Annotated in this window: 25 protein-coding genes; 7 read left to right on the forward strand and 18 right to left on the reverse strand. The window is 47.9% G+C overall.

Annotated features, from left to right (window positions below; all coding sequences use genetic code 11):
• Nucleotides 1-29: 29 nt before the first annotated feature.
• The 4 genes from ACR6HW_RS02550 to ACR6HW_RS02565 are packed head-to-tail and all read right to left on the reverse strand — an operon-like array spanning nt 30 to nt 3,343.
• The gene (locus tag ACR6HW_RS02550) at nt 30-905 is read right to left on the reverse strand and encodes a DNA-binding domain-containing protein (protein ID WP_455729603.1); all 876 of its coding nucleotides are present in this window, start codon (nt 903-905) and stop codon (nt 30-32) included.
• Nucleotides 895-2,157, reverse strand: a complete 1,263-nt coding sequence (locus ACR6HW_RS02555; protein WP_455729604.1) for an ATP-binding protein — start codon at nt 2,155-2,157, stop codon at nt 895-897. Before ACR6HW_RS02555 ends, ACR6HW_RS02550 begins: the two co-directional genes overlap by 11 nt.
• 1 nt (nt 2,158) lies before the next feature.
• Entirely contained in the window at nt 2,159-2,860 is a 702-nt protein-coding gene (locus ACR6HW_RS02560; RefSeq protein WP_455729605.1) for a 5'-methylthioadenosine/adenosylhomocysteine nucleosidase, read from the reverse strand.
• Nucleotides 2,861-2,869: 9 nt separating this feature from the next.
• Nucleotides 2,870-3,343 (reverse strand): S-ribosylhomocysteine lyase, encoded by a 474-nt coding sequence (locus ACR6HW_RS02565; RefSeq protein ID WP_455729606.1) that lies wholly within the window; start codon nt 3,341-3,343, stop codon nt 2,870-2,872.
• 285 nt (nt 3,344-3,628) lie between these two features.
• Between ACR6HW_RS02565 and ACR6HW_RS02570 the strand changes: the two genes are divergently transcribed.
• Complete coding sequence (locus tag ACR6HW_RS02570; RefSeq protein ID WP_455729607.1) at nt 3,629-4,216, forward strand: methyl-accepting chemotaxis protein; 588 nt, start codon at nt 3,629-3,631, stop codon at nt 4,214-4,216.
• Nucleotides 4,217-4,361: 145 nt separating this feature from the next.
• On the opposite strand, the gene ACR6HW_RS02575 is transcribed toward ACR6HW_RS02570, so the two are convergent.
• The 9 genes from ACR6HW_RS02575 to ACR6HW_RS02615 form a co-directional block, all read right to left on the reverse strand.
• Nucleotides 4,362-4,766, reverse strand: coding sequence for a bacteriohemerythrin (locus ACR6HW_RS02575; RefSeq protein WP_455729608.1), 405 nt, complete (start codon nt 4,764-4,766; stop codon nt 4,362-4,364).
• 179 nt (nt 4,767-4,945) lie between these two features.
• A complete protein-coding gene (locus tag ACR6HW_RS02580; RefSeq protein ID WP_455729609.1) occupies nt 4,946-5,728 on the reverse strand; it encodes an ABC transporter permease in 783 nt (260 codons plus the stop codon).
• Nucleotide 5,729: 1 nt separating this feature from the next.
• Complete coding sequence (locus tag ACR6HW_RS02585) at nt 5,730-6,533, reverse strand: ABC transporter permease (RefSeq protein ID WP_455729610.1); 804 nt, start codon at nt 6,531-6,533, stop codon at nt 5,730-5,732.
• Nucleotides 6,530-7,495, reverse strand: coding sequence for an ABC transporter ATP-binding protein (locus ACR6HW_RS02590; RefSeq protein ID WP_455729611.1), 966 nt, complete (start codon nt 7,493-7,495; stop codon nt 6,530-6,532). Before ACR6HW_RS02590 ends, ACR6HW_RS02585 begins: the two co-directional genes overlap by 4 nt.
• A gap of 63 nt (nt 7,496-7,558) precedes the next feature.
• Complete coding sequence (locus tag ACR6HW_RS02595; protein ID WP_455729612.1) at nt 7,559-8,719, reverse strand: MFS transporter; 1,161 nt, start codon at nt 8,717-8,719, stop codon at nt 7,559-7,561.
• Between the two features lie 293 nt (nt 8,720-9,012).
• Nucleotides 9,013-9,375, reverse strand: a complete 363-nt coding sequence (locus tag ACR6HW_RS02600; RefSeq protein WP_455729613.1) for a Na-translocating system protein MpsC family protein — start codon at nt 9,373-9,375, stop codon at nt 9,013-9,015.
• Between the two features lie 353 nt (nt 9,376-9,728).
• The gene (locus ACR6HW_RS02605) at nt 9,729-10,886 is read right to left on the reverse strand and encodes an iron-containing alcohol dehydrogenase (protein WP_455729614.1); all 1,158 of its coding nucleotides are present in this window, start codon (nt 10,884-10,886) and stop codon (nt 9,729-9,731) included.
• Between the two features lie 11 nt (nt 10,887-10,897).
• Nucleotides 10,898-12,310 (reverse strand): NADPH-dependent glutamate synthase, encoded by a 1,413-nt coding sequence (gene gltA, locus ACR6HW_RS02610; protein ID WP_455729615.1) that lies wholly within the window; start codon nt 12,308-12,310, stop codon nt 10,898-10,900.
• On the reverse strand, nt 12,307-13,137 hold the full coding sequence (locus ACR6HW_RS02615; RefSeq protein WP_455729616.1) for a sulfide/dihydroorotate dehydrogenase-like FAD/NAD-binding protein: 831 nt from the start codon (nt 13,135-13,137) through the stop codon (nt 12,307-12,309). The genes gltA and ACR6HW_RS02615 overlap by 4 nt, the downstream gene beginning before the upstream one ends.
• 215 nt (nt 13,138-13,352) lie before the next feature.
• Between ACR6HW_RS02615 and ACR6HW_RS02620 the strand changes: the two genes are divergently transcribed.
• Complete coding sequence (locus ACR6HW_RS02620; protein ID WP_455729617.1) at nt 13,353-14,219, forward strand: helix-turn-helix domain-containing protein; 867 nt, start codon at nt 13,353-13,355, stop codon at nt 14,217-14,219.
• Nucleotides 14,220-14,279: 60 nt separating this feature from the next.
• On the opposite strand, the gene ACR6HW_RS02625 is transcribed toward ACR6HW_RS02620, so the two are convergent.
• Nucleotides 14,280-15,041, reverse strand: a complete 762-nt coding sequence (locus tag ACR6HW_RS02625) for a GNAT family N-acetyltransferase (protein ID WP_455729618.1) — start codon at nt 15,039-15,041, stop codon at nt 14,280-14,282.
• A gap of 500 nt (nt 15,042-15,541) precedes the next feature.
• On the opposite strand from ACR6HW_RS02625, the gene ACR6HW_RS02630 reads away from it, so the two are divergent.
• The 3 genes from ACR6HW_RS02630 to ACR6HW_RS02640 are packed head-to-tail and all read left to right on the forward strand — an operon-like array spanning nt 15,542 to nt 17,755.
• On the forward strand, nt 15,542-16,348 hold the full coding sequence (locus tag ACR6HW_RS02630) for an amino acid ABC transporter substrate-binding protein (RefSeq protein ID WP_455729619.1): 807 nt from the start codon (nt 15,542-15,544) through the stop codon (nt 16,346-16,348).
• Nucleotides 16,348-17,022 (forward strand): amino acid ABC transporter permease, encoded by a 675-nt coding sequence (locus tag ACR6HW_RS02635; protein ID WP_455729620.1) that lies wholly within the window; start codon nt 16,348-16,350, stop codon nt 17,020-17,022. Before ACR6HW_RS02630 ends, ACR6HW_RS02635 begins: the two co-directional genes overlap by 1 nt.
• The gene (locus ACR6HW_RS02640) at nt 17,015-17,755 is read left to right on the forward strand and encodes an amino acid ABC transporter ATP-binding protein (RefSeq protein WP_455729621.1); all 741 of its coding nucleotides are present in this window, start codon (nt 17,015-17,017) and stop codon (nt 17,753-17,755) included. The genes ACR6HW_RS02635 and ACR6HW_RS02640 overlap by 8 nt, the downstream gene beginning before the upstream one ends.
• 8 nt (nt 17,756-17,763) lie before the next feature.
• On the opposite strand, the gene ACR6HW_RS02645 is transcribed toward ACR6HW_RS02640, so the two are convergent.
• From ACR6HW_RS02645 to ACR6HW_RS02660, 4 genes are read right to left on the reverse strand one after another with little or no spacing between them, the layout of a single operon-like run.
• Entirely contained in the window at nt 17,764-20,772 is a 3,009-nt protein-coding gene (locus ACR6HW_RS02645) for an alpha-mannosidase (RefSeq protein ID WP_455729622.1), read from the reverse strand.
• Complete coding sequence (locus ACR6HW_RS02650) at nt 20,766-21,704, reverse strand: carbohydrate kinase family protein (protein WP_455729623.1); 939 nt, start codon at nt 21,702-21,704, stop codon at nt 20,766-20,768. Before ACR6HW_RS02650 ends, ACR6HW_RS02645 begins: the two co-directional genes overlap by 7 nt.
• Nucleotides 21,704-22,387 (reverse strand): D-lyxose/D-mannose family sugar isomerase, encoded by a 684-nt coding sequence (locus tag ACR6HW_RS02655; protein ID WP_455729624.1) that lies wholly within the window; start codon nt 22,385-22,387, stop codon nt 21,704-21,706. Before ACR6HW_RS02655 ends, ACR6HW_RS02650 begins: the two co-directional genes overlap by 1 nt.
• Nucleotides 22,387-22,920, reverse strand: a complete 534-nt coding sequence (locus tag ACR6HW_RS02660; RefSeq protein WP_455729625.1) for a hypothetical protein — start codon at nt 22,918-22,920, stop codon at nt 22,387-22,389. Before ACR6HW_RS02660 ends, ACR6HW_RS02655 begins: the two co-directional genes overlap by 1 nt.
• A gap of 154 nt (nt 22,921-23,074) precedes the next feature.
• Here ACR6HW_RS02660 and ACR6HW_RS02665 point away from each other — a divergent pair, with 154 nt between their 5' ends.
• Both ACR6HW_RS02665 and ACR6HW_RS02670 read left to right on the forward strand, forming a co-directional pair.
• Entirely contained in the window at nt 23,075-23,641 is a 567-nt protein-coding gene (locus tag ACR6HW_RS02665) for an ABC transporter transmembrane domain-containing protein (RefSeq protein WP_455729626.1), read from the forward strand.
• Complete coding sequence (locus tag ACR6HW_RS02670) at nt 23,634-24,389, forward strand: ATP-binding cassette domain-containing protein (RefSeq protein WP_455729627.1); 756 nt, start codon at nt 23,634-23,636, stop codon at nt 24,387-24,389. Before ACR6HW_RS02665 ends, ACR6HW_RS02670 begins: the two co-directional genes overlap by 8 nt.
• Nucleotides 24,390-24,434 lie beyond the last annotated feature (45 nt).

The raw sequence follows: 24,434 nt of genomic DNA on the forward strand, positions 1-24,434 counted from the left end.
GTGCTACGCCATGCTACAGTTTTCGACAATTAATCATTAGAAATGTCCCGCTCTATTTTAGCCATTAATCCATCGACAAACTTGCGCGTGTTGATTTTTCCTTTGACAACACTCTCACCGCCTATACGACGCATTTCCATCTTAATCTGCCTAAAATCAAAGAGGAGCGTTGCATATTCTTGAAATACGGGATGGTAATAGTCGTCGTACCCAATTTCCGCTATGTTGTAAAAAGCCTTTAAAATAATCCGCCGAATGCGCTGCTCAACTGTTCGTGCGGGCATTTGTGGTGAAATTGCCCGATACACATCTTGCAACTGATACCCATGTGATCGGTGCTTTAATTTACTCCGCCAAATGTAAAGTAAGGTGTCGCGGAGATGATCTATGCCGGTTTCGGATCCAATGCCGAGCTCAGAGAATGCCTTTTGCATGGCTTGTTCAACAGTGTCTACAGACGCCACCTTGCTCGGCGCTTCTGATGGCGCCCCTGGCATAATGGCCGACCGTATAATAGAAACCGATGCTTCCAGTGCCGATACTCTTAACGCTTCTTTTACAACACTCACCACCTCGTCGGCATTGAGGGGCTTTGATATGAAAAACATCACCCCTTCGCGATAAGCCATAGAAATCATCTGCTGATCCTGTACTTGGGAAATCATCACACATTTTCCCTTGTACCCGCATGTTTTCAGTTGCCTTACAATTTGAATGCCGTCCGTATGCGGTAAGAGCAAATCGATGAGAACGATATCGGGGCGCAAAAACTCAATTTCTTCAGAAGCACCGTCTCCAGTGCGCAAGCAACCGACGACCTCTCCTAAGGCTTCGCGTTCAATAATCATCGATAACATTTTCACAATTGCCGGATCGTCGTCTACAATCATTATCTTATTGGCCATGTCCGCGTTCTCCTCTCTGAACAAAATTAGGGATTTGAATTTCAAAAATTGTTTTGGTTGGTCGACTGTCGACTTTTATGGTTCCGGTAAAGCGTTCGACGATACTCTTGACGTGTGACAGCCCCATTCCAGACGAAGTACCCTCTTCAAACTTTGTTGTAAAACCTGGCGTGTAAATAAGTGGAAGAATATCGGCATCGATGCCGTCTCCGGTGTCTGCAATGTAAATTTTTAAACCAGTGCCGTGCACTGAAACCACGACATCGATGACCACAGGGCGTCGCGCCGCTTCTATTGCGTTGATAATGAGGTTGTTGACCACTGTGAAAAAAGCGTAGGGTTCACTCAAAGTGCCCCTGCCGTTCCGATGGTATCGAACGTCAATCGTATGTGGCAAATCGAGGTGTTCCAACAGTGCGTCTGTGTTGGCACGCACTATAGACAGCGCGTCTTTGAGCGGCATAACCTGCTGTGTCTGATGGTTCTCTGAAAACTTGGTAAGACCGGACAGCACCCTCAAATAGTCTTTTTTAACTTCGTGCACCCCCCGGGAAATGTCCAGTGCCATCCCCGCGTATTCAGAGGAACCACTCAGCGCATTGTAAAGTGCATAGCTCTCTTTCATTAACCGCTCAATATCGTGGGCGGATTTCTCTAAGTAAAACGCTTCCGCTTGAATATTTGAAAATATGATGTTCATTTCGTTGTACCGCTTCTGATGGGCCTGCGTGTTGAGAAGCGCCGATTGACGCGCGACAAAATAAACGATTAAGTGCGCCGCAAAAGTCCGAAGAACAGCTGTTAGGACGACGAACTGAAAGAGTTTAAAATCCAGTGTGCCCCTTACAAAAGCTTCCGTCATATTGCTTATTGCGTCAATGGCGACAAATGCCACACCGGTTGCCAGCCACTTTCTCCGCCGCTGTAAACTGTGCAAACCGCCGAAGACCCCGTAGTAAATTAGCGATGGGAGGAAGACGACGGGGTATGCCATCCCCGCCCACAACCCGCCGATGACGAGACGCCCCAAGAGAATCGCAAGCCCTGCACCAATAGCCAACACGTGGGGTTTGAGTTTATCGAACATCAGAAGCAATACATTGAGAACAATAATCGACGCCGAAAACCTAAAAGGGGATTCAAAAGGATAGAAGTAGAGCTCATTAAAAAAAGCCACAACGAGTGTGGCTTTGACGTAGGACATGGCGCGCGCTCGATACTCACCGCCACTGTCCTTAAGCAGGCGCTTCATCTTAGCCCACCAGTTGTTCGAGCATTGTCAATACAATTTTAACGGAGTTCTTTGCGGCTTGTTGAGCAAAGGTATCAAAGTTCACATGCGCTGAACCGTCCGCTTTGTCCGACATCGAGCGAATAATGACAAACGGTACGCTGTTGACATCGCAGGTGTGTGCAATAGAAGCCCCTTCCATCTCCGTTGTATAGGCGCTAAAAGTCTCTTCTATAAAGGTTTTACGCGCCATAGAGGAAACGAATTGATCGCCACTGACAATGCGCCCTTTATAAACTTTAAACGAATCAGCTGTTTTTAAACCCGCTTCATACGCAAGCGTCATCAGCTGTTCGTCAGCCTTAAACACGGAATGGGGCATACGCGGGATAATGCCGTGTTCATAGCCGAATCCCGTACAGTCGAAGTCGTGGTGCATGCAGTCCGTCGAAACGACGATGTCGCCCACTTCCAGCGTACTGAGGATTGCACCGGAAACACCGGTGTTCACCACATGGGTAACATCGTAAGTCGAAATGAGAATTTGCGTACAGAGTGCCGCATTCGTCTTTCCTATGCCACAGGTTACTACGACGACGTCACAGCCCTTAATCACACCGCTGCAAAATTCAAGGCCCGCTACAGTCGTCTCTATTTTATCTGCTATCATGGCTTTTAAAAGCTCTGTTTCGAGCTCCATAGCCCCTATAATTCCAATTTTCATATGGTCCCCCTACTCAGGATAATTTAAACAACTGTCATCAGCGTTTTTCAGCACGTCGAGATACGCTTTGGCTTCCGCCTTCGCCCCTTCTAAATCGTGCAACTTATAAGTACCGCATTCGATTTCGGAAACGCCTGGGATCGCCCCTTCAAAGCCTACGACGAATTCAAACGCCCGTATGAGAAGCGGCAAAATTTCTTTTGATGTGTACGCGCCGTGAACGATGAGGTACATGCCGGTTAAACATCCCATTGGGCCAAAGTAAACGACCTTTTGAGAAAAAGTCTCGTCGTTGCGCACGTAAGTGGCAATCAGATGCTCCAATGTATGAATTGCGCCGTTCTCCAATGTCTTGCGATTGGGCTTTTTCATTCTAATGTCAAATGTGGTTAATATCTCACTGCCTATATGGTCGATTCTAGAAACATAAACGCCTTTTTTCAAACGAATGTGGTCCACTGTAAAGCTGTCAATTTTATTCATCGTTTATCACCTCTCAAATCATTCTGTTAAGCGGTTCTGTTACCTTTTCTACGAACCGCTGTCTACGTCAACTCATTATATAAAGATTGCCAGTTAAAGTCAACCAAATCGTGAATATTACAATCAATTGGGTATAATAACATTGGATGTGCTTTAAGCGCGCCAAACCGTATTTTGTCGATGCCTTCTCGCGTTAAGCACTCTCGAGAAGACTTTCGGCTCAATGCTTGTTGTCAAAGTCAAAATGGTTCACGATAACTGTCAGATCATTCAGGAGGATTTCCAATGAAAGTACACACATTAGAAGCAATAGAACAAATGACCGGTGCCATCGAGTTGGTGTCTCATTTGCTCGACGTCGACCTCGCCTACTACAGGAGCGATTTATCGCATATTCAGGCCTATAGTCCCAGCAAGGCGCTAAAACTTTCTATAAAAGCCGGCGACGCCATTCCGGTAGCCGACCCGATTAGAGCCTGCCTCGACACTGGTGAGATACAACGTGTAACAGTGCCTAAGTCTCTTTACGGTACTGAATTCACTGCGCTCTGTGCCCCTTTTGAAGTAGATGGCAGTATAGCAGGTGCACTGGTAATTGCCACTGCTACCAATGAAAAAGACCATATTGTAAAAGCCTTAATCAGCGCTTATGACGAGTTCAAAAGCAACATTTCAGGTCTGTCGAGCATTGCCTCTCAAACGAAGATGCTCGCACTTAACGCAAGCATAGAAGCTGCTCGCGCCGGAGAAGCCGGACGCGGTTTCGCCGTAGTGGCACAGGAAGTCGGTAAGCTCGCCGAGAGCTCCAATGTCTTGCTCAAGCGCACCAACGACAACCTCAACGATTTTGATAAAATTATGCAAGAACTTTAGAGCTTTGTCTCTTTGGCTATTCTAATTAACATAGATACCATTATGGGACTTAGATAAAAACGGAGACTGTGCAAAAATGCACAGTCTCTACTTTTGTTGGGTCGCCGGCAAGTCAGTTCATCGACCTCGCGCTGCAACAGAGTCTCTAGCGATTGGCTAAATAATAACGAGCGATTTTTCTATCGTCCACACCAATGTGGTTTTGGAGCCAACGAATGGTCAAGGTATTGATATCTATTTTCATTTTAACCGTTAAGCCGTTCTCTTCCACTTCTTTAAGCATGTCTCTAACCGTCTTTTTAAACTCTTCATGTATTACATGGTGTGCCTTTAAATCCGGGTACTGTATTTTCTTCTGAAACCGTTCTTCGTGGTCAAAGTGCTCCGTGGTGTAACGCGCTAAGAACTTGAGCAAGTCGATGATTTCGCCGTCGCTGCCTTTGTTTTTTATCGCTTCAAAGAGCTTGTTCGCATGTGCCACCAACTTTTTATGTTCTCTATCCATTTCAGGCACACCCAGTTCCAAACTCTGTTCCCATGTCATAAGCATATGGTCACCTCCAACTGTTATTTACCCTTGTTAAACACTTATAAACACTTAGGTAGAGGCTTGTTCACCAGAGTGATTATTTGTTTTAAAACAATCAACGTGCCTAGGGGGACGGTTCTTTTGTGCCATAAAAAACAGGATTCTTCCATTTTTTCCATCTGGAAGAACCCTGTTGTCCATTAAGACCCTGTTGACTTGTAATGTCTGACGCCAAATGCCCAAATGGCTCTACACGGGAGTAGAAACAAGAGCCCGACAAGTGGCAATACGGCATAGAATACGCTGTTGTAGCCTTCAGAGCCTAAAATAAAGCCCAATGGCAAGTAGTTCACCGCGGCAAACGGAATAACAAAAGTAAAGAAGCGCTGAATGCCCTTGCCGTAAATCGACAGCGGGTATTGCGACATCTCTCTGCCGCCGTCTGTGAATATATTGGCGATTTCAAGCCCTTCTATTGTCCAAAAGCAGAATGCCGCGAAAACCATCATAATGCCGCTGTAAATAGCGATTCCCCCTACCACCATAAAAAGCATCGCCATCATTTTCAGGGGTGTCCAAGCGATCTCTGCGCGTCTGAGAACGATGCCGAGGACGATAAGACTTTGCACCAACCTGCCGATACGCGTAAACTCAAACCGCGATCCCAGCACCTGTGTCACCGTCGATACAGGTCTGAGCAAAACCCTGTCGAAATCGCCACTGGTGACCAGTCTGGAAAAACTGTCGAAGCCCCTGGCAAAACACTCGCTAATGGCGAAAGCCATATGCGTCGTACCGTAGAGAAGGCCCACTTCTTCAAACGAAAACCCTTGTATCGTATCGAAACGTTGAAACAACAAGACAATACCTATAAAGACAAAAAACGGCACAAAGAACTGCCCAATGCACAGTAGGATAAAGGACTTCTTATAGACCATCTGGGACTTCAACCACATTTTTGCGTACAAACTATAGAGCTTCATATCAACCTCCTTGAACCACTAGGCGCTTCATGGCGCGCCGCATTAGCCATTCGCCGCTCGTCCATAGGAGCATCAGCCAGAAACATTGTAGGCCGATGCCCACCAACGCTTCGTCCATTGTCAAGTGACCGCTGTACACGCGAAATGGAAAATCCGCCATATAGCGAAAAGGCAAAAAGTAAAGGAAGTTCTGAAGCCCCTCGGGCATTAGAGGGATCGGTAGGATAAGCCCCGAAAAAAACTCGCCGATTGTACCGAAAATTAAGAGCGATCCCATTGGCGACAATGTGACGAAAACCGAAATGTAGACGTACATCGAAATCGCCACCGTAATCAGCAATCCCAGCCCCATTGCCACAACAAAAGCCGCCAAGTGCCCCACCGAATACGCCCCTTTTAAGGCATACGGCGCGTTTAAAAAGGACGCAATCACTAAAATCGGTAAAGACCTGAGCACCCCCTTGGACACGCGGTCTGCAAGGAGCCTGACGTACCAAAAACGGTAAATAGAAATCGGCCGACACAGCGTGTAGGCGATATTGCCCGACCGTATGGATTCAAAGAGCTCGTTGTCCCGTATCCAAAGCATGACAAAGACTAAAAACGCCTGTTGAAGCCATAGGTATGTGGCAAGTTGTCCCTTGCTGAACCCGCCCACAGTTTCTTTAGCACCGTAAAACGCCATAAACACCATGAGCGTTATCAGCCCCCAAAAGAATTGTGTGGCAATCCCCGCAAGGGCGGCGACGCGGTACTGGAGGCTATGGTAAAAACGCAGCTTGAAAATCTTGCCATAGGTGTTCATGACAGCACCTCGTACTGTTTGTATAGGTTTAAAACAATCTCTTCAATCGGTTGGCTGTCCACGGACAAGTCCACAATTTTCCGGCAGCGGCTCACTGCCTGTATAACCTCGGGCATTTTGATTTTGCGAACGTCAACTGTAAGCGTCACTTGATAAGGCGTCGCGCGGTCAACAGTGCACCCTTCGATGTCAATAGGCGCGTCGCAATAGTCGTGGTCGACGACAAGCACCTTGTAGTGCATGTGTTTAGCACGCATCTGCCCCATGCTGCCGTCGTACAACTTCTGACCTTTTCCAATTAAAATCAGCCGATCTGTCAGCGCTTCAATGTCGTTCATATCGTGCGTAGTGAGCACCACCGTAGTGCCCTTTTCCTTATTGAGTTTTTGAACAAACTGTCTTACGGCAACCTTCGCACCTGCATCGAGGCCAATGGTCGGTTCGTCTAAAAACAGAATTTTAGGGCTGTGGATTAAAGAGGCTGCAATTTCACAGCGCATCCGTTGCCCGAGGCTCAGTTGTCTTACAGGGGTATTTAATAGAGAAGATAGATTTAAGGTGGAAATGAGTTCATCGAATGTACGGCGGTAATCCGCATCGTCTATTCGATAGATGTCTTTTAAGAGTGAAAAAGAGTCGATAACCGGTACGTCCCACCAAAGCTGTGTCTTTTGTCCGAACACGACCCCGATGTTCCCGACGTGTTCCATCCGGGATTCCCAGGGAATGCGTCCGCAAATGTGACAGCTTCCAGACGTCGGCAACAAAATACCGCTCATCATCTTAATGGTGGTGGATTTGCCGGCGCCGTTAGGGCCGATATACCCCACCATTTCGCCTTGGTCGACGCGAAAAGAGATCTCTTTTACGGCTTCAACAGTCTGATAGTCTCGCCGAAAGAGAGACCCCTTTCGTCTTTTGGCAACTCGAAATGCTTTTGAAAGATTTTCAACTTCAATCATTGTGCCCTCCTTATGAATTTTTGAGAAGGGCTTTATCATATCAAAATAAGATCTGTCTGTCAATTAAGAAAACGGCGTTTCAGTGCCGTAGACCTTTGAAAACTGCCTTGTGAGAAACAGGCCTGCTACCGACAGTATCAGAATCAGTACGAACACGCTGTCAAAAGACCCAAATCGGTCGTACAGCACCCCTGAAAGTGTAACCCCTGCCAGTGCGCCGACGCCGTACCCCGTAAATATTAGGCCGTAGAAAGTGGCGTAATAAGTCTCTCCAAAAGCCTTCACAGTAGCCATGGGCGCTATGGCCAACCACGCTCCCAGATTCAGCCAGTACAAGCTAAAAGCGACGATATACTGCGCTTTATGATGAATTGGCAACACCATTAAGACCGTGGCGAAGGCAATCAGTCCCAGCGACAAGCGCATGGCGCGAACCACCCCCAGTCGGTCGCAAATAGCGCCGAAAAGCGGTCGGCCAAAGCCGTTAAACACCGCAAACAGACTCATAAGTAGCGTCAAAATGTACCCTTCAGAAAAATAAGTCTCTCCGACCTGCGTGGTCAAACCGACGACGAGAAGGCCGATCATCGTCGCAATGGTAAAACAACAGTATAGGTTTTTAAATGTCCGCTGTTTTACCAGCGCGCTGAGCGGCGCACGCTTTCGAGTCCGCTTCTCTTTGTAGACAAAGAAGAGCGCGCCGGCCACAAGAATCACCGAAAACCCAACGCCCAACATAAAGAAAGTGTCGTGGAGACCATACACCGTGAGCAGCGCCTTCGCCACCGGTGCCGTCAACAACGGCGACAAGCCGAAACCGCCCAGCACAATCCCCGTAGCAAGACCTTTTTTCTCACCGAACCACTGCCCCATAACCATAATCGGCACCCCGTACACAACGCCCACCCCTGCGCCTAAAACGACGCCATAGGTCACCGTTAACTGCACAATCGTCTGCGCTTGACTCGACAAAAGCCATCCGGCACCCACCATCACACTTCCAGCCACCATCACCGAGCGCGCACTGAACCGATGTCCCCATAGACCCGTTAAAAACATAAAGAGCGCGTAACTTGCCAGCGCCGTCATATACGGCACACCGCTCCAGGTGCTGTTCACACCGTAAAAAGCCGCCACCTCAGGTCTGAAAACACTGTAACTGTACACCGTCCCCAAACACAGCATCATCAAGGCGCCCACGCCAACCATTAACCATTTTCTCAAATCGCATATCCTTTCTAAACACTCTAATCCAAACAAACACCACCCCATCAAAACCTCATCTGCACAACAGACCCATTCGGAGAACTGCGCCGACCCCTCATCGCATCATAGACAAGAATTTTTTCCCAACTCTATTGCCCAAAGGCAAAGCCCCGTCCACAAAACCCATAAATGGTAAAATATATAGGATTCTGGCACAAAAGAACCGTCCCCAAAAGAAAAACCGGTAAAATTAAAAATTTTACCGGTCTGCTCTGCAACTGGCCGAAGCCCTTTCCACAGTCTACTGATTGTTATGCGTCGATGAAGTTTTCAACTGAAGTCGCACAGACAAAGACGATAATCTTCTCGCCGGTACGTGTGCTGACATCAGAAAACGTCGATACAATCTCGACGTCAATAACGCCTCTAAGCGTTGCTTCTAGGCGCGTTATAGCACTTTCAAACAAAGCGGTTCGATGCTTCTTAATCAGCTCTACCCCTTCCTTCGTCTGTGCCAGATTTTTTTCAGCAGTGCTGAGAAACCCCTTTAACCTCACGACAATTAAATCCCCTTGGATCACCGTCTTGATTTTTTCAGGGCCCCTCCCCATTTGTTCAATTTCAAACTTACTCATCGCCTCGCTAATCTTCGATTCAACTTGTCCTTTTGTCACTGAACCCTCCATAGTTTCTTTATATTAAAACATATAATTTTAGGTGCTGTCAAGACATTGTTGACGCCAACTGGACTTACACACTGTAAGCCTGCGCTCAAAAAACAAAAACACCCGACGAATCGGGCGTTTTTGTATCACAGAGTAAAGGTTTGTGTTGTACATTGAGAGTTCGGTCATACGTGGACTATGCCGTCTCTCATATATAATAACTTACCGGCCTCAGGGCGCATCGTTAAAAAGTTAACTTTAAATTGCAGCAGTACATGCCGAAATTCGGTGCGTAAAGTGGTTTCTACAACCGACGCGCCATTAGCGGGGAGACCGTTAAGGTATTATCCAATCGCTTGGATTTAGATCTCTAATGCCGACTTGCCGTAGAACGCACATTCGTAAATCTTGCGCACATCTTCTGGAGATGATTTTCTAGGGTTTGTCAACGTACATGGGTCTTCAAAAGCGTTTTTGCTCATTCTTTCGAGGACTTCGTTAAACTTCTCTTCAGTGATTTCAACTTCTGTTACTTCACGAAGGGTTAACGGAATGTTCACTTGTTTGTTCAGTGCTTGTAAAGCCTCTGTTAAACAGTCAATACCAAGTTGTTTTTCGAGCTTTTCAACTTTGTCAGTGCCTTTTCTGTTGTAATCGACAATGTAAGGCATTAAGATGGCGTTGGCAAGACCGTGTGTGATGCCGAATTCGCCGCCGATTTTATGCGCCAAACTGTGTACGAGACCAAGAGACGCATTTGTAAATGCCATCCCTGCAAGTGCAGACGCGTTGTGCATGTCTTCACGTGCTTTGATGTTTGTCGGCTCCTCATACGCCACTGGCAATTGTTCGAAAACAAGTCGAATAGCTTCGTATGCCAATGGGTCTGTAAAGCTCGTTGCAGCTGATGACACCCACGCCTCAACGGCATGTGCCATAACGTCCATACCGGTGTTTGCCGTAATGTGTGCAGGCATTTTAGCCGGAATATTTGCATCGAGTAACGCGATGTCCGGTGTCATTTCGTAAGACACCAACGGGTACTTGATGTGGTTTTCAGTATCCGTGATAACGGAGAACGCTGTAATTTCAGAAGCAGTACCACTTGTAGAAGGTACGGCGATAAATTTCGCTTTTGTTCTGAGTTTAGGGAATTTACCCGCAACCAAATCTTCAAACTTTGTCTCTGGGTACTCGTAGTACACCCACATGATTTTGGCTGCGTCTAGTGCCGAACCGCCGCCGATTGCAATAATCCAATCCGGACCGAATTCTGCCATTTCCTTGCCGCCGCGTACAACAGTTTCAATAGAAGGGTTTGGCTCTACGCCGTCTACAATTGAAACTTCCATGCCCGCTTTTTCAAGTTGCGTTTTGGCTTCGTCTAAAAAGCCGTTGCGCTTCATAGAGCTTCCCCCAGTTACGAGGGTCGCTCTTTTGCCTTCTAAGCCTGCTAAATAAGATAATGCACCTTCACCAAATACGATGTCTTTTGGAACTCTAAACCAGTTTAAACCCATAGTCATCCTCCTTAATTGTAATGCTCTACAATACTTTTTTGGTATTCTTCAATCATGCTTTCTGCAGCTTGTTTACCGGCGCCCATTGCTTTAATCACCGTCGCGGCACCTGTAACAGCATCGCCGCCTGCATAGACATGCTCTACTGTCGTTTCCATAGTTGTCTCATCTGCCTGAATACAGCCCCATTTGTTGGTTTCAATATCCGGCATAGTCATCGGAATCAAAGGATTCGGCGATTGTCCGATAGCGATAATCACTGTATCGCAATCGATGGTCACGAAGTCGTTTTCAATAGGTATCGGTCTTTGTCTGCCGGACTCGTCTTTTTCGGAAAGTGTCATGCGCTGACATTTTAATCCGACGACTTTTCCGCCATCGCCTTCTATTGCAATCGGTCCGTGAAGCGTTTTGAAAATGATTTCTTCTTCTTCTGCGTGATGGACTTCTTCAAGTCGTGCAGGAAGTTCATTTTTTCCACGTCTGTATACAATCATAACCTCTTCAGCACCGAGGCGTTTAGCAGTACGCGCTGCGTCCATTGCCACGTTGCCGCCGCCGATAACGGCTACACGCTTGCCCTTTTGAATTGGCGTAACGGCGTCTTCTTTAAAGGCACCCATGAGATTGACACGGGTGAGGTACTCGTTGGCCGAGTAAACGCCCATGTTGTTTTCGCCTTCAATGCCTAAGAACTTCGGCAATCCGGCACCACTGCCGATAAAGAATCTATTAAAGCCTTGCGCCTTTAATTGCTCAAGGGTGTAGCTCTTGCCAATCAATGTGTTGGTTTCAACTTTAACATTGTACGCTTCGAGTTTGTCCTGCTCTCTTTTGACAATGGCCTTAGGCAGTCTAAACTCCGGAATGCCGTATGTCAAAACACCGCCCACTTTGTGGAGGGCTTCAAAAATGGTGACGTCTGCACCTGCTTTTGCCAGTGTCATCGCACAACTGAGCCCTGCTGGCCCCGATCCGATAACCGCCACTTTAAGGCCGATTGGCTTCGGCATTTCAACTGCTTCTGTCTTAAAATCTTTGTCTTTTTCTATATAATCGGCTACAAACCCTTCTAATCTACCGATGGCGACGGGTTCGCCTTTTTTACCGCGGATACATTGGCCTTCGCATTGGTTTTCCTGTGGGCAGACTCTGCCGCACACTGCAGGCAGTGCGTTGTCCCCAGAGAGTACTTCGTAGGCCGCTTCGATGTCACCCTCCTTTACGTGGTGGATAAAGCCCGGGATGTCGACGCCTACCGGACAGCCTTTGACACAGAATTTCTGCTTGCACTCTAAACAGCGCTGGCTCTCCTGGATGGCTTCTTCAAGTGTGTACCCCAGTACGACTTCTTTAAAATGTTTGTTACGCACCTTTGCAGGCAATTCTGCAACGGGTGTTTTCTTTAATATATCAGGCTTCATGAGCTCTTAACCTCCAATACTCGACACATATGATTTTCAGCTTCTCTGTACATGTTTTGACGCGAAATCAAGTCGTCAAAGTCGACGTCGTGGCCGTTGAAGTCCGGTCCGTCTACACAGGCGAACTTCGTTTCACCGCCGACGCGAACACGGCAACCGCCGCACATCCCCGTACCGTCGATCATAATTGGATTTAAAGACACGTTGGTTTTTAAATCGTACTGTTTGGTTACCGCTACAACCGCCTGCATCATGCGCAGTGGTCCGATTGCGATAACGAGATCATAATTCTCACCTGCCATTAATTTCTCTTTTAGGACATCGGTTACAAGACCTTTTTTACCGGCCGAGCCGTCGTCAGTTGCAAACGTGATGTCGTGAGAGTACGCGCCACATTCCTCTTTTAAGATAATGAGTTCTGCATTTCGACCACCCAAAATTGTGTGAACTACAGCACCGCTCTCGTGAAGTGTCTTAATTTGCGGATACAGTGGTGCGATACCAACGCCGCCGCCGATTAACATGACTTTTTTGTACCCTTCTATAGGTGCCGCCTCGCCAAGGGGTCCTAAGATACCGAAGAGCGCATCGCCTTCTTCAAGTTGTGCCATTTTCTTTGTTGAATACCCTATTGCTTGAAAAATTAATGTCAAGTGGCCAAGCGCTTTGTCGGAATCAGCAATGGTTAACGGTATGCGCTCACCCTCCTCATCGACGATGACAATGACAAACTGTCCCGCCTTTGCATTCGTCGCCACATGTGGTGCGTCTATAGTCATGCTGTAGACTTCGCCACCGAGCCATTTCTTCGCTTTAATTGCGTACATAAACGTAGCCCCTTTCATTACATTTTATTAAAAGAATTCTAATACCCCTGTCATTGACAGTGTATTGCCTTTCCTATATCATCAACTACAAAGCCATGATAACGAAAAACAGTTTATAAAACTAACACGTTTTTAAAAAAATATGCAAAATCTAAAAAATCGCTGTTTTATTTTTAACAGAGTGATAGACAGCGTCTATAGGATGTGGAGACATTATGATACAATCGCTAGAAAGTGGACTAGAGAAGATCGATGGGTTTGAAACCGATCTCGTTAAAATTCTTTACTACGATATTCCGGCCAACTATATCGGTCAATATCGGTCGCATAGTTATCCAAGATTATGCACGATTTTAGAGGGTGAAAAGCACTTGACCGTCGACCATAAACGGTACACCTATGACAGCAGCAAATCGCTGATACTGCCGGCGCATTCGAAGGTCATCATGGAGATTGATAAACCGACGAAGGCGCTTGTTTTTGAGTTGAGCGACGTCCTCATCGACCACGTTTTGAAACAGGCTCAAATTGAAATCGATCCCAATGAGGACACTCAAAACAACGAGTTGATTCTCAACAACCAGCAGAGCAACCTTATGGAAGACTTGACGGCGCTCATGTCCGTGGGTTTAGACGAACGGCACCGCGACAAATTTCTCATAGATTTATACGCTCAGAAATTGGTGTACGGACTCTTAAAACACGGACCGTCTTCTCATAGACTGTTAAAGCAAAAACAACATCCCATGGCTCAGGCTATTGAGATGATGTCCGGTTCTCTGGACGAACGCATCAACATTTCGTCCATTGCCAGCGAGTTGCAGATGAGCGAATCCAATTTTTCGCAACAATTTAAAAAGCACCTTGGGGTATCCCCTCAAAAGTTCTTTACTCGGTTGAAACTGGAAAAGGCCTTAACGCTTCTTAAGAGAAACACAGTGACCGATGTGGCTTTTGAACTCGGCTTTGAAAGTCCTTCCCACTTTATCCGACTGTTTAAGGAGAATTACCAGACCACGCCAAAGCAATACCAACTGCGAGGCTTACCGGCTAAAGCGACGGCAGGTGCAACCGCATTATAGCGCACTAAAAAAAGCAGCAGTCCCTCTACTCAAAACGGAAGGACTGCTGCTCTTTTAAAATTAAAATGTGATTTTCATCAGACGCGTATGGGTGTAACCGCCGATTTTCTCAATGGTCTTTTTGGAATAATGGTTGTAGTACCAACAGCCCGAGCGCACAGTTTGCCCTGTGCGATGCTCTTTTTCCCAAAGTGTTTTCATGAGACGTGTGGCGTACCCCTTTCGCCGGTGTTCCGGACAGATGAACATGCCTATGCTCGAAAGGCCGTCGATAACAGTGTTCTTTTCAATCACACCCGCGCCTACAAAGGCGTCGCCGTCGTAGGCCGCATATGTACCAATTGTCGGATCCCCTTCAATAATACGATCGCGCTCTTCGTGCATAAAGTTGCCCGCTGCATCGAGCAGCTCAATGTTGCTTCCGTCAATCGGCACCAGTGTCAGAACATCGATATCTGTCGGCACCTCGCCATACTCGAAAAAGTACGCTTGTTTTTCTATTTTACTGAAGTTGTCTAAGCAAAGTGCAAGAAAGCACTCGTCTCCTGTAGGCACATAAGCTTCCACCACTTGTTCCATGGTTCGCGCTTCCGCAAACAACCTCTGCGCCTTGTTCAAATGCGCTTCATCAACATGGAAATAACAGAGCGTATACTGCTTGTAAATCGCAAACTGTCCGATAGTTTCCCCATCGTGCACCAGCAAGTAATGGTTGCTGTCTTTGACATGTTGCTCCCAAAATGAATCCATAACAAACGGCTGGGCTTCAAATCGCTTGTTAATACGGGCTCTTGCCTCTTCAAAAGTACATGGTAAAATCATGCTAATTCCCCCTTCTTATAAGTCTTTACAGCACTATCAGTATACCATATAGACAGTGCCTTCAATAAAAATAAATAACTATTTTTCAATTCCTACTTGACAAGTCGGGTTAAATCTTTTACTCTATTAAAAAACACGCGAGGTAAAGAAGATGAACGTATTTACATTTAACAAACAATTTGACATGACAGTATGTTGCTGTTGTTCTGTTCTATTTAGGGGAACTGAATAACGGCTGTTTGTAGTGCTTAAATACGCTTTCCAAATAATAAATTGAGATGAAACAGGAAGGGTTGGCCCTACCTGTTTTTTTATATTCAAAAAACGGCAACCGCGTTCTCTATGACGTAACCCTATGCCTTTAGGTTCATCCCGTGTTGAATGTGGCCTCGATGCCACTTCACTATAGAGTAGCTTTCTAACTTTCGGTGAAACGACACCGCAATCATCGACGTTTTGCAGCTATGTCAACCCATTTTTATCTATATTAGGAGGATTTTATGAGAAACAAAAAAACGATTGCAGGGCTTATCGCCCTAGCGAGTATTGTCCTGTTGGCTGTATTTTTTTTAAGACCTGAAACAGCACCGTCTTCAGCAGAGGATACGGTTATCAAAGTGGGGATGAGTGGCGGCTACCAGCCGTATACGTACCTAGATGAAAACGGAGAGCTCACCGGATTTGACGTCGACGTGTGGAAAGCCATCGGGGAACAGCTCGATATGGAAATCGAATTCGTCACCAGCAACTTCAGCGGCCTCTTCGGCATGTTGGACACAGGGAAAATCGATACCATCGCCAACCAAATCACCATTACGCCTGAGCGCGAAGAAAAGTACCTGTTCACAAGCCCCTACGTCTACTATGGCGCACAGCTCATCACCAAAGACGACCGAGACGACATCTACGACCTCGCCTCGTTAAAAGGCAAAAAAGTGGCCGTCGGCCTCGGCACCAATTACGAAACAATGCTCAGAGAGTTCGACACCGAGGGCAGCATTGAGATCATCACTTACGACAGCGGCAGCGGCTCGTATCAGGATGTGGCCATCGGAAGAGTCGATGCAGCCATGAACGATCGCCTTGCCCTTCAATCGGTTATTAAGACTTCCGGTTTGCCCCTAAAGCTCGCCGGCGACCCTATCAACGAATTACACAACGCCTTCCCATTTGTCGTAAACGATAAAAACCGGGCACTTATTGCAAAAATTGACGCCGCTATAGAAACGCTCTACACCGACGGAACCATGGCTGAACTCTCGCAAAGATACTTCGACATCAACATCACAGAAAGGTTTGATCACTAATGATTTTTAAAGCAGATGTTTTTTTCAAGGCCCTTTTAGAACTGACACGCGCCCTGCCCTTGACGCTTGCCGTCGGGGTCGGCGCCTTTGTTCTCGGCCTGTTAATCGGCAGTGTCATCGGCGTACTGCGCACGTTTAAAGTACCCGTTCTCGACGACTTCCTTAAATTTTATACGTCTTTTTTCAGAGGCACCCCGCTGATGATTCAACTGTTTATCTTTTTCTTCGGCTTGCCTCAACTCTTTCCGCATCTGGGAACAATGAGCGCTTTTACCGCTTCAATTATCGTCATGTCGATTAATGCAGGGGCCTATATTTCTGAAACCATGCGTGCCTCCCTAACAGCTGTAGACGATCTCCAGCAGAAAGCGGGACTTGCCGTCGGGCTAACGCGCCTGCAAACACTTTTTTACATCGAACTTCCCCAAGCGGTCAAAGTGGCCATCCCACCTCTGGGCAATACCTTTATCGGCGTCATACAAGGCACCTCCCTGACGTTTATGCTGGGCTTAAACGACCTGATGGGCATGGCGAAAATGCGTGCCGCTTCCAACTACAGATTTCTCGAGGTTTACCTCGCCACCGGTATTTTGTACTGGGTGATTACTTTAATTATCGGCAAACTCAACAACCGCATCGAGATGCGATTCAGCAAAGGATTGGAACATGATTGATTTAAAGCAAGTTCACAAAGCGTACGGGGATTTTCAAGTGCTCAAGTCCGCCGGCTTAAAACTGGAAAAGGGCGAAGTCGTCGCCATTATCGGCCCGTCTGGGTCGGGGAAGAGCACTTTGCTTAAAACCATCAACCAACTGGTGGACGCCGACAGCGGCACACTGGCCTTCGACGGCAAAAAATACGATTTGGCATCTGTGCGCAAACGAGACGTTCACGCCATCAGACGCCAAATTGGCATGGTGTTTCAAAATTTCGGACTGTTTAAACATTTGACAGTAGAGAGGAACATCACCTTGGGCCTCGAAAAAGTACACGGCCTAACGCGGGAAGCTGCTTCTGCCATCGCCTCCGAAGTCTTAGAACAAGTTGGTCTCAGCGATAAGAGAAGCGCTTATCCAAACACGCTTTCCGGCGGCCAACAACAACGCGTCGGCATTGCGAGGGCTATAGCGCCGTCGCCAAAACTGCTGCTCTTAGACGAACCGACTTCTGCGCTGGATCCCGAACTGGTGAGCGAAGTGCTCAAAGTCATCAAGCGCCTCTCTCAAGCCGGCAACACCATGATAATCGTCACACATGAAATGCAGTTTGCTAGACAAATTGCCGACCGTATCGTCTTTATGGACGCCGGTGAAATCGTCGCCGATGCGGCGCCGGAAGTCCTCTTTTCAACCGACGCCCCGCCGCGTATCAAGCGCTTCCTATCCCATCTTTCCGACGCCGTGTAACCCGCCGATTAAAAAGTCACGCGCAGTGTTATCACTTCGAAAGGCCTGTAGACGATAACGACTTCCCTTGAATTTTCAGCGAGTAGTGCCTGTTCGGTACCGGCTAAGTCCGTTTGCACCACCGATTGAAACGGTCTGTTAAATCGAACGCTCTCTGAACCTTTCGCCGTCGTCCGAGCGGTGAGCCTGAGTTCGAACACACCGTCCCCCAACGGACGAAACGCTTCTACTGAGAAGATATCTGCCACCTCAGGCCCTTCCATAGCTACCGCCGTTCCCGGTACACAAAGCGGCGGGTTGAAGCATGTTGCGACGCACCGAGCGCTGTCGCAAGCGTTCATCGGTGCCGCCTGTGTCATGAGGCTGTAACTGTATCGGTGCTGCCCTTGATCTGATACGGGATTCGGCCAAGTGGGCGATTTAATCAGCGATAGCCCCAAGGTCCCGCCGTCACAACTGTAGCCGAACTTGTCATCGGATAAAAGCATCACCGCATGTGCATCATCAGCGAGTTTCCCGTAGTGCATCGCACAGACTTCAAACATCGCTGCGTTAAAGCTGTTGTTTTGGTCAACTGGGCGTTTCACTTCGCCGAACTGTATATCGTAGTGCGCTTCTGTGGCCAAAATATCGCAATCGAAGGTCGTGCGCATTAAGACATGGGTCTCGCGCCAATCTACCGTATGGTCAAATGTCACCAAAGGCCGATCGTGATGAAAGACGAGGTGCTGAGTAATCGACGAGTTGCCAATACGCTTTTCAACAGCAACAACAGTTACGAGTTCACCGGTGGACAACGCTTCGATTTTCGTAAACGTGTCAAATGCCAACGCGTACTTCGGATAGTCTTCGTTGATGTCCCAAGCGTCCCACTGCTTCGGTCGGTCTTCATAGGCTTTCAGTGCGTTAAAGCGACCGCCTGGTGCGATGAGTTCGCGGTTGAGCGTCTTGTCGTAGAGTGAAAGTAACGTACCGTCCGCGTCTATCTCCACGCGATGCATCGGCGTCTCAAAACAGCAAGGATCAAAGGCCTTATGTGTCACAACGGCGCGCAAGCTTCCGGTTTGAACGCCGCCGGGCCGAAACGACTGGGGCTTTAGGTACAGGGTTTCTCCGACACTTTGCGCGGCAATCTCGCCGTCTTCACCGATTTCACCAATTGATGTCGGTACCGAAAAAGTCCCGTCAAAAGTATGCCCAGACACATTGATAAAACTGACGCCTCTGCCTCCTTGAGCTACAGTCTCCACAAGCGTTTCCGCCACCCAATTGTCGACAAACGCCTTTGCCGCATCCAGCTGCGCATAAGCGTCTGTATAGACTTTCTCAATAGAGGTGCCCGGCAGTATGTCGTGGAACTGGTTGACCATAAGCGCGCGCCACTGGGCTTCAAACCGTTCACAGGTGAGGGCTTTACCGTTTATGTTTAAAAGTGACTGTAGCATTTCCGCCTGAATCAACGCATTTTCAAGCTGTCGGTGTTTTTGTTTTATGAGGCCGTTGGTTGTATAAGTCCCCCTGTGGTACTCGAGGTAGAGTTCCCCTGACCACTTGGGCAGTTCCGAAGACAGCGTCTCTTGGAACGCCTTTACAAACTGTTCCAGATTGGACGGGACGACTTTAGGCATCCCCACAATGCCTTTTTCTAGGCGCTTTGATGTCTCCAGCATTTTTTCTGTTGCGCCGCCACCGCCGTCACCATACCCAAACGGCATGAGCACATGCGGCTGAACTGCGCGCTGTTGATGTCGCTTAACCGCTCCCAGCGCCTCGCTTGGCGTCATATTGCCCTCGTATATAGACTTAAACGAGCCCTGTCTCAAGTTTTCCATAGACATCGTCGTAATAAATTGACTTGGAATACACGTGCCGTCGATACCCACCCACAAAAAGCTGTCGTAAGGCATCTGATTGGTTTCATTCCACGAAATTTTTGATGTGACAAACAGCTCGATGCCAAACCCCTTTAGAATTTGCGGCAACGCGGCACTGTAACCAAAGACATCCGGTAACCAAAGGACTTTCGATTCGACGCCCATCACTTCTCTGAGATACTTTTTCCCCAGCTCTATTTGACGCACCATAGACTCACCGCTAATTAAGTTGCAGTCCGCCTCTAAGTACATCGCCCCCTCCGAAGTCCAGCTGCCCGCCTTATGTTTTTCAACGATGGTTTCAAAAAGTTTGGGGTGAGACGCTGCCACCATCTCGTACAAAATCGGCTGAGACGCCATAAATCGGTAGTTGTCGTAACGCGACATCAAATCCAGCGCCGTTGCGTAACTGCGCGATGCCTTTTCTGCAGTCTGTCTCAAATCCCACAACCACGCCACATCGATATGGGTATGGCCTACTGCGTGTACAGTGTATTGCGCCTCCAGTGACGTCTTCCCGTAGACTTTTGTCGCCATCCAGTTAGAAAAGGCCTGAACATCGTTCCCTTTAACGAGATAGGCGCCCTCTAATAAAGCGTTGTAGAGCGTCTCATGTGCCGTGCTGTCAGGTGCCAGCGCTTTAAGTGCTTCCTGTGCCACTGCGAGGTCGTAATAAGCACTTCTCACCGCGAGGTCATCGCATTTGAGCTGTAACCGCACAACACAGTCCCCTGGTTGCATACCGGTGTACAAATGCAGCCCCACCATGACGCGCCTACCGATGTCTCCCTTGCGAAAAACTATTTTCCTGTGGTTGACGTCGAGACCACAGATTACTTCGCCGTCAATAAAAGCTAAAAGTTGGGGATTTACGGCATCCCACTGCCCTTCTCGCCCCGTACTCACTTCTATATACAGCTCTTTCCCCTCTGAAACACACGGTACATCGCATTCAAAATGTAAAAAATAGCGGGCGTCGCCATCGTTTAAATAATAAGGCAGTGACACCGTTTCACAAGGTGCCGCAATCCCAGCTTCGAAGGCCTTGTAGTCCCCCTTTGCAAGGGATACGGTCTCTATTGCCTCTAAGGTCTCTGTTATTTGAGCCGCTAGCGTTTGCCGCGCTCTGTCGATTCTCAACACGTCATAGCCTCCTCGATTTCAGTCTGTGTAGGGTAAGACGGCAATGCCCCATGCCGCGTAACACAGAGTCCTGCTGCGACGACCCCATAGTGCACAGCGCGCTTGACCACTGCCGTTTCAAGGGACAGCCCCTCTCGGATGAGAGCGCCTATTGTGGCACCGAAAAATGCGTCGCCGGCACCGGTTGTATCTCGTGTCTCACCGCCTTTATATGCCGGAACATGCCAATGTGCCTCTGCTGTGTAAACGTTGACACCGTCGGCACCCTTTGTGACGAACACACAGCGTACCCCTCTGCTTAAAAACCATTGAGCCGATTCTGAATCGGTGCGCCCACCTGTTATGAGAGCCGCTTCTTCTTCAGAAACTTTCACGACATCGGCAAAGTGCGCAGCCCTTTGCATTTGCTCGACGGCTTCGCATTTATCCACCCAAAGCAACGGCCTGTAGTTGGGATCGTAAAACACCAGGGCGCCCATTTCTTTGGCCGCTTTGATACGGCGATAAACCGCCTCTCTAATAGGCGACTGCGTCAAGGCCACCGAGCCGAAACACACCGCGCGGTACGGCGCTTTCATCTCGGCGTCGTCCTCTGGCGTAAGCGCCACATCGGCGCTGGCTTCTCTGTAAAAGGAGAACGACCGCTCACCACTTTTGTCTAAATGGACAAAAGCCAGTGTCGTCGGCTTCGTCTCATCTATGGACACATACCGGGCATCGATGCCACAAGCCACCACCGTGTCCCGTATGGCCTTGCCAAATTGATCCGCGCCTACTTTGCCGATAAACGCCGTCTTTACACCGAGTGCTGAAGCCATTGCAAGCACATTTAGTGGTGCGCCGCCCACATGGGGGACAAAAGCCGTCGTCTCTCCGACGGCAATAGGCGTCATATCGACAAGCATTTCGCCGATGGCGATGAGATCGTACATTAGAGCACCTCCTCGTACTCATTGCACAGTGGCGTCGTCAGCGGCACATCTTCTTCAATGGTTGTAAATCGGCTGACAGGTTCTGCGTTGTAGTTGTCTGTGCGGTCATCGTTTACCGAACTCACTTCTCCGCAGATAAGCGGCCCCGCACCGGCTTTGGCCCAAAAGAGATGGTACTGGTTCGGCTTTAGTGTAATCGACGCCCCCTTTGGAATATAAACTGTTTCTCCAGCTTCTACGGTGTGTACCACGCCGTCCATTAATACTTCCACAGGCGTTTCTCGATCCACGTCGCCATTGGACTTCGAGTTGTAAAGTTGAATGGCCAGGATACCGCCCCCTCGGTTGATAATGTCTTCAGTTTTGCTCTTGTGACAGTGCAGCGGCAACCGTTGACCATCTTTTAACAAAATCAACTTTTCTGCGTAGGGCGTCCCTATTGCATCAGTGTCTAAAAGACCGTTTCTCAACGTAAAGAGCACAGCGCCGAAATGCTCAAAATCACCGCCGCCAAAATCGGTAATATCCCAGCCCAGCATGGTCTTCCGAACAGCGTCGATCGACGGTCCCTTTGAACGCCAATCGTCCAGTGTCCAGTAGCCGAACGGCGGTAGAAAAAAGTTGTGTTCTTCGAGCAGCGCCTTCGCCCACTCGATGCTCGCATTTACCTCAGATCGTTTCATTAAAACGCCTCCTTTACACACAATGTCACGCCCTTAAAAGGCGTTATAATTTCAGGTAGTTCGGCAGACTCTGCCACGTAAAAAAAAGGGTTGTCGGCACCGTCTTCAGCGGTTAGCTCATTGTGCAGCGTTCCGGCATTCATGGTAAAAAAGCTCAACCGCGGGTCGTTGAAGCGACAGTGCAGTAAGACAAAGTCCGTCGATTTTAGCGCTTTTCCCGCCATCTTTTCTTTAAAGCGTTCGGCACCGTCCTTTGCAATCAGCAAATACAGCGGATTTTGTCGAACGGTCTGTATCAACATAAAGACTTCCGGCTCTGGATGGTGAATCAAGCACCTCACATCTTTTCTGCCGATTTCCACACCGATGAGCTTGTGCCCCCCATGAGTACCGCAGTTGCTGTGCAAGGTGTGAACATTTGTTGCTTCGCCGCCACCTGTTAAAGGCGGTGCCAATCGTTTAAGCAATCCCAACGTTTCCAGTTCTTCAAAAACGCGCTCAGAAGCACAAACCGGTTTTAAATGTATTGTCATAAGACCTCCACTTTGTTACATCGTGTTACTAAGTGTATTGTACCACAAATCACATACAATTCAAATAAGTTTTCACGGTGTTCTATCTCCTACACATAAAATACCGAAGACCCTAGGGTAGAGTTGTATTTGACAAAACACCTACACACAACAATTGATCGTCTGGAAACTGTCGCTGGCAATCGACTACAAGGTGTTTGTCAACGCGGTTGAGCGCCCTAAACGAGCGGCTCAAGGGGTTGGCGCACTTCTCGTGCTGTGCAGTCTGTATCTGTTAAGCCCTATCCTTGCTCTGATACAAATAGGGTTAATTCCTCTGATTCTATTTCCGACTCGAGCCATATTCAAACGTGTCAGCAACCTGTCACGCGATATCTTTAAAAACAACGGCCGGCGCATGGGACTCGTCTCCGAGTGCTTGCGAAATATTAAATCGGTTAAAGTGAACCTCTTTGCTTCTTTTTATACACATAGACTCCAGTCGCTACACGAGGAGCTTGTCGCCGTTTGGAAAAAAGTTTTTACATACGATATTTTAACTTCAGCTTGGGGAAGCTCGTTAATTGGCCCTCTTTCACTGGCCATTTCATTTAGCTACTCAGCGTACGCCATCATGGAAAATCGCATGACCATAGGTGCCCTGATTCTCGTCATCTCTTACACACCTATTTTTTTGCAACTTTTTGGTCAGCTACGCCTCGACCCATGTGCGATTGGCTAATATAAATGAAGCGTTTACACGCGTCATTCAATTGTCAAATGACGAAAAAACGCCTGATTTAAAACCTAAGATGAACATCACCTCTATTGAGCAACTCGACTTTCAAAACGTCAGTTTTCCCTATGGTGAAAAGCCCTTGTTCAAGGCACTTAGTTTTTCTTTACAAAAGGGCGATGTGCTCAATATAAGAGGGGCCAACGGCGCTGGAAAATCAACGGTTCTCGATCTTTCAATCGGTCTTCGCCCCCCTACGGACGGCTGTATTTCTGTCAATGGGTCCCCTATAGATGAAATCGACCTCGAGTCGTATTACCGTCGGGCAGCGTATATGTTGCAAGACGTTGAATTGCCGACACTTTCACTTCACGCCTACTTTAAGTTACACAACCCCAAAGTGGACGATGACGCTATTTTAGATGCTTTAACAAAGGTAAACATCGACGTCGATGCCCTTTTTCTGAAACAAGGGTTGGATACCACCATTCAGACAACTGTGAGCAACTTCTCCGGTGGAGAAAAGCGCAAACTGCTTTTGGCAGCCCTATTGCTCAAAGATGCCGACATGTTGCTGCTGGATGAGTTCACAGCCAACGCCGACCAACTTTCAGTAGAGACGATAAAAGTGTTTTTAAAGGCGCTTGTGGCTAAAAAAGAAAAAATACTTGTACTCGTCTCACACGATACAGATTTTAGCGATATCGCCGACATGACTATCGATTGGGTTGCGCCTGATAAAGGCGCGCAGTAGCACTGGTGTCCTTCCATGACAAGTAAAACCCCCATACAGTTTTTT

It is taken from the genome of Fusibacter sp. JL298sf-3 (assembly GCF_053842995.1).